This window comes from Streptococcus parasanguinis (assembly GCF_001578955.1).
In the GTDB taxonomy this organism is placed as follows: domain Bacteria; phylum Bacillota; class Bacilli; order Lactobacillales; family Streptococcaceae; genus Streptococcus; species Streptococcus parasanguinis_U.
Genome location: NZ_KQ969692.1, coordinates 151139 through 157200 on the forward strand (window position 1 = coordinate 151139; position 6062 = coordinate 157200).

General features: G+C 47.5%; 2 protein-coding genes. Both read right to left on the reverse strand.

The annotated features are described in order from the left end of the window. Nucleotides 1-18 precede the first annotated feature (18 nt). Nucleotides 19-3729 carry an alpha-L-fucosidase gene (locus SPADD19_RS08940; protein ID WP_061455827.1) on the reverse strand — a complete coding sequence of 1237 codons (3711 nt, stop codon included), beginning with the start codon at nucleotides 3727-3729 and terminating at the stop codon, nucleotides 19-21. A gap of 103 nt (nucleotides 3730-3832) precedes the next feature. Then, the coding region (locus tag SPADD19_RS08945; protein WP_128861629.1) for a G5 domain-containing protein at nucleotides 3833-6062 on the reverse strand (2230 nt) is incomplete at its 5' end.

Here is a 6062-nt window from a genome sequence, read left to right on the forward strand (position 1 = left end):
TCTTATGACAAGAATGAACTACTCTTTGCGACGAGCGAATTTGGCGCCTCCGCCCAAGAATCCTAGACCAAGAAGGCCTAACCAAGCAAAGAAACCACTTTCTTTTGTACCGGTTTGAGGAAGTTTTCCTTCCGATTGTAGAGAAGGACTTTCAACACCTTCTTTTTCTGGATGGTCTGAAGTCAAAACAGAAACTGCTTCTGAGGTTTTCGGTTGCAAGAGAACTGGTCTTTCTTTTTCTTTTTTGTCTTCAGCTTGAGAAAGAGTCGCAACTTCTGGTTGCACCTTACTTGGAGTTACAAGAGTGGTTGGAGTCGGCATATCAGCTATCAACGGACTTTCTTCCGCTTCCTTCGTTCCAACTTCTGTGATCTGGTCCTGAGCCTCCACTTCGACAAAGGCATCGACTTCTGTCCGAATTTCTTTGCCTTCTTCTTGTCGAACCTCGATCAATTTCAGCCGGCGTCCGACCTTCCCTGCTTGAAGGATCCGGCTCTCGCCCTTGGCCAAGTCCTTGTTCTCACGTGTTTGACTCTCAAATGGAATCTCCTCCGCTTCGATGAGAAGTTCTGGTTTTTCAAGAATCAAATCCCGAACACCTTCTTCTGGTCGTGTCTGCGTCAGCGGTTCATAATTGTGAGTATCTTCTAAGATGGTTTCAAGTGCCTCCACTTGATTAGCTGCAGCAACCAAATCTGGTCGCTCTTGATCCAACAACTGAGTCAAGTCCGTCAATTGTTCTTGAACCATCGGTTTGAGATCTGCTTTCAAGCGATCGAGAGAAGTAGCCTTGATCTTTTCTACTCCTTCTCTGATGATCTGTTGCAACTCTTCTTGACTGAGCAACTGACTATCTTTCCCTGAGAGGATAAATCGGTCTACTTGGATAGCTCTAGATGACTGAGGGTCATTGAGGGTTGGATCTAGATGCAAGCGTAGTTGGTGGTAGCCTTTTGCTAGGCCTTGCAGATTGACCAAACTCTGGTCGAGCTTGCGTTGGTCTCCATAGCCACTGAAATAATGATCGCCTTCGATCTCATAATCATGGCCCCGACCTTCTTCGAAGGCCATTTCTTTTCCATCCAGGGTGACGCTGTAGAGACCATGACTTGGGTCGACTACTCCTCGGACCTCCACACCAGTGCCCTTAAAGGTAATGGTCACTTCAATGTGTTTCTTGCCTTCCTCATCGGTCACTTGGTTAAAGCTAGACCAAGATTCTGTGCCATTTGAGAAGTTTTGATTGTCTGTCTCGTGCTGCCAACCCTCACTGTAATGCAGTTTTGGATCTTGGTCATCTACTTCTTTGCGATTTTCTGGAAGCAGGTCCTCGTTCATCACTTGGACTGTCAGTTCTGGAATAAAGCCGACCAGACTTCCTTGATCCGGATGCAACAATTTGACCTTAAAGTCATAGACGTCGGTCGCTTTTCCTGCAAAATCAAGGGTTGGAACTTGGACTGTTTTTTCTGTCTCGCCATCTGCGAACTCAAGGGTGACGTTGGTATCTTTGTAGACCTTGCCATGAACCCCTGTTCCTGGTTCTGTGATCAATTTAAGACTGGCACTTCCTTTAGAGCCACCTTTTCTCTTGACGAGGATTTGCGCTGGGTCGCCTTTCTTAACGGCTAGGATTGGCTGAGCAAATTCAAAGAGCCCCTTTTCTTGGTTATTGAGAGCATAAATCCCTTCCGTTGCGATCGCATCTCCCTTGCTATTGACCAAGGTCAAGGTGTGGGATCCTGCTGCCAAGTCCGGTGTTTCATAGACCTTTTGGCTGCGTTTGCGACTTGGGCTTTGGGTATTGACGGTCGCTAGCTTTTGGCCATCGACATAGACATACATTTCCCCATGACCAGGGTCGACAGTTGCGACCACATAGGCCTTGGTGCCTTCAAACTGATAGGTCACCGAAGCTCCTTTTTCCTTGGTCCATATAGAGGTGCCTCGGACGCCTTCTCCCTCTTCATTCCACTGGCCATTGGCCCGCTCTGCTGTCCGGTCGGAATGATAAGTCAAACCAAGCGGATAGCCATCGGTTTCTTCAATGCTGGCTGGTGTCTTATAGACAGAGACACCGTTCAAGATTGGAGTGGCTTGGGCATCAGTGATGGACACCCGGATATAGCGACTATCAACTGGTTGCCCTTTGATCAATCGGCGGTATCCCACAGTTGAGCCAGCTCCATAAGGAACCCATTGCCCATTCACTGCCACATCAATGGTGAAGCCAGAAATCCGTTGGCCTTTCTCGATGGTTTCTTTGAGCTCTACCACATCAAAATGCTGTTCTTTTCCAAGATCGAGAACAAAAGATCCGGTCTTGGCATCATCAGCCGGAGCCCAACTGGTCTTTTCATCGCCATCTGTCAAATGGCTGGCCTTGTAGAGCGGATTGCGTCGTGTTGAGTCAGCTTCTACCAAAGCTCCTGCCGCATAGTTCACACTGTAGAGTTGGTCCAAGGTCTGACGGAATTCTTTCAAACGGGCTACATCGGCATCCGCAAATTTCCCATCTTGGTTGGGTGGAATATTAAGCAAGAGTAGGGTCCCACGACCGACCGATTTGAAATAAATGTCCATCAATTCGCGCAAGGACTTAGGCTCTTGATTGTCATGGTAGAACCAGCCGGAGCGAATAGAGACATCGGCTTCTCCCACTGAGTATTGCTTCCCTTCTGGATCCCCGTGATTGAGGTAGCTATTAGATGGATTGTTGCGGATCTTATCCGGATTGACCTTTTGCCAAACCGGATCTCCAGCAATCCCCTTTTCATTTCCAATCCAACGAACATTGGTCGGCTCAGCTGAGAAGATAGCAATATCCCCTTGGGCCTTACGAATGGCATCAAACCACTTGTCAAAGGTATAGGTGACCTTTTGAGCCCCATCGCCACGCGCTCCATCCATCCAGACCTCTACGAACTTGCCCTTATTTCCATATTTTGGATCTTCAAGGATTTCTTTGAGCTGGTTGAGATAGTATTCATTGTATTGGTCCTCTGTATCCACATGGTAGAGCGGGCTGTGAGCATCCCAAGGCGAGAGGTAGACCCCCATATCCATGTCATACTTGCTGGCAGAAGCAGAAACCTCGGCTAGGACATCGCCTTTTCCTTCCTTCCAACCGCTTTTGGCAATGGTATGGTCGGTGTATTTGGATGGGTACAAGAGGAATCCATCGTGGTGCTTGACGACCATGATGGTCCGTTTAAAGCCAGCATCTTTCAGGGTTTTGATCCACTGATCGGTATCCAGATGCTCTGGATAAAAATCATAAGGGTCTTCTTGCCCATCTCCCCACTCCCGATCGTAGTAGGTATTCATCCCAAAGTGGATGAAAGCCGCTAGTTCTTCGCGGTGATATTGCATCTGAGCCTTACTTGGAAGTGGTCCGTAATCCGCAATCTCAGTCTCCTCGTCTAGAGAAGTGATAGGTTGAGTGGCTTCTGTTCCTTGACCGACCGCGCGATTCTCTTTCTCGCTAGTTGCTGGTGAGGAATGTTCTGATTCTTCTTGGTTCTCTATCATAGTTTTCTCCTCCTTTCCTTGGTGATCGACATCGCTTGTGTCGACCCGTTCTTCACGTGGTTCACTCCTCTCAGCTTGTTCCTCTGCGTAACTGGTAGTCACTCCCAAAAAACAAGTCGCTACTACTACCGAGCAGACGCCTACTGAGAGTTTACGAATGCCAAATCGATTTTTCTGATCAACTAATCTTTTTCCCATATTCTATTCCTTTATGTCACCAGGTAAAGAGGGTGGGGCTTCCCCATCCTCCTTCTTTTACCTGTGAACTTTTCACCGTTTTTTGCTAGTTTCTCTAGCTATTTTATTTGGCCTTTTTGGCTCTTTTTTTCTGATCGTCCAGCACAGCACTGGCAAGGCCTGCCGCTAGGATTCCAGCAACGAGGCTTGCGACGCTTTCTTCCGTTCCTGTATTTGGTAATCTACCTTCGGAAACTGGAGCAGCTGAAACTGCTGGCGTTTGAGCTGTTTTCTCGACTTTCTTCACTACTGCATCTGTCCCTTCCTGACGTGTCGCTTTGACCTCAAGAGATGTTTGAGGAGTTGCGGTAGCTACTGGTCCTTCTGAGACATGAGGGCGCTCTGGGTTCGGAAGTGGCTGTGGTTCTGGGTTCGGAAGCGGTTGTGGTTGTGGCTCTGGTTGTGGCTCTAGTTGTGGAGTGTCTGGAAGTACTTCTTTCGTGCCCACCTCTGTGATTTCTGCCACTGGATCTAGCTCTACAAAGGCATCTAGTTCCTTCCGGCTTTCCACACCATTTTCTTGAGAAACTTCTACCAAGCGCAATTTGCGGCCTTTTTGACCTTCTTGAACCACACGTTTCTCACCTTTTGGAAGATCCGCATTTGGACGTTCTAAGCGTTCAAAGTCCATCTCTTCTGGCTCAATCACCAACTCTGGTTTGGTATGAACCAGATTCTTAACCCCTTCTTCAGGAATGGCTGAGCCTATAGGTGCTTTTGCGGAGAGAGAAAGTTGATATACTTTTTCGAGCTTGCCATCTTCTGAGACAACCTTGACAAGAACAGGGGCATTGGCACTTTTAGCATCCACGACCGTAACGGCTGTTCCATTCTTGCCTTGTGCTGAAACGATTGGGCGTTCTCCCTCATACTCTAGATGATAATCTGTCACATCTGGTTTAAAGCCTTCTAGGTCTTTGCCATTCACTTGGATCGTGACATCAGTTGTTGCCTGGGCCTCTTCTGTTGGAGCATAGGCGCTCAATTCAACGATTCCAATTCCTTTTAGATGTTCATCACGGACCATTCTTAAACGGATGGCTTTAGTTCTGGTTTCGTTGAAGCTGAGGTTAGAGATATAACCAGGTTCAAAGGCATAATCCAAGCTATACGGGATTTCTTCCCAGTTAGAGGCCTGGTTAAATGGATGATCTGGAAGATTCTTCAGATTGCCATAATCATCCGGAACATCAAAGTCTGGACCAATGTAGCGTTCAAGAACCGTTTTCGTTGGCAGACCGGTTTCCTGATCTGCAAAGAAGTCGACCGCTACTTTATTGATCAAACGCTCTGTTACTTGACCATTTTTCTTGAAGATGAGACCAGCAAAGGCTTCGGTTTGATCCGGTTCCCTCTTCCAGTTAGTCCAGCGATAGTATTCGTTGTAGCCACCATCGTTGATGTAATCGATATAGTCGATTTGATTTGGATCGAGATCGTTGGTTTCACTAGCAAATGCTCTGGTATCCTCTGCATTGTAGTCACGGTTCACAGAGAGGATTTCTCCTGTCTTTTCGGACACCCGGACGGTCAGCTGAGCTGTCAGATCATAGCCAATGACTTTTCCTTCCAGCGTGAAGCTACCTTCGTGAGAAAGCGCATCAGCTGGTAGAGGCTTCCAGTCCACCGTAAGTTCCTTGCGTTCATAGCCTGTATCCCCTTGGAAGTAGACACCTACGGTAGATGGTAGAACCAGATCTTGACCGACTTTCACAAAACGTCTGCCTGCTTCTACTGCTACTGGAACAGCTTGTTTCAGTTTTTCTGCATCGCTTGTGAGATGGAGGCGGTATTCTTGTAAGATGGTGCCATCTTCCGCTTTGTGGATGACACGGATTGGCTCACCTTCATGGACACTTGGCACAACCGTTGCAAGACCGTGATGGCTAGCTGTCGCTTCCACTTGTGGATAAGCCCGATCACGCGCATCGATGTAGTAATCGGTCACACTTGGGTTGACACCTGGCAATACATCGCCATTGACGCGAATGGTCAACTGGCTCTTTTCTTCTGCCGCAACCTTATTGGCAAAGATCTGAATCTCTGAAATAGAGCTTCCACGCTTACCTTCTGGCGTCTTCATACGGATACGAACAGCATAGGTGTCGACTTTATCAAAACTGAAATGATTCATCTTACCAGCTGCTACCGGTTCTTCAACGGTTAGGTTGCTGACTTCTTTCCAGTTAGCTGGATTGTTAAATGGATGGTCTGTTTCGTCTTTGACACGATTTGGATTGCTTGGAACTGTTGGGATTTGTTCCCCTGTATAGTACTCAATCACATATTCACTT

Coding starts and splice junctions, on each gene's coding strand:
- SPADD19_RS08940 (WP_061455827.1), bottom strand. CDS start 3,729: ATGGGAAAAAGATTAGTTGATCAGAAAAATCGATTTGGCATTCGTAAA.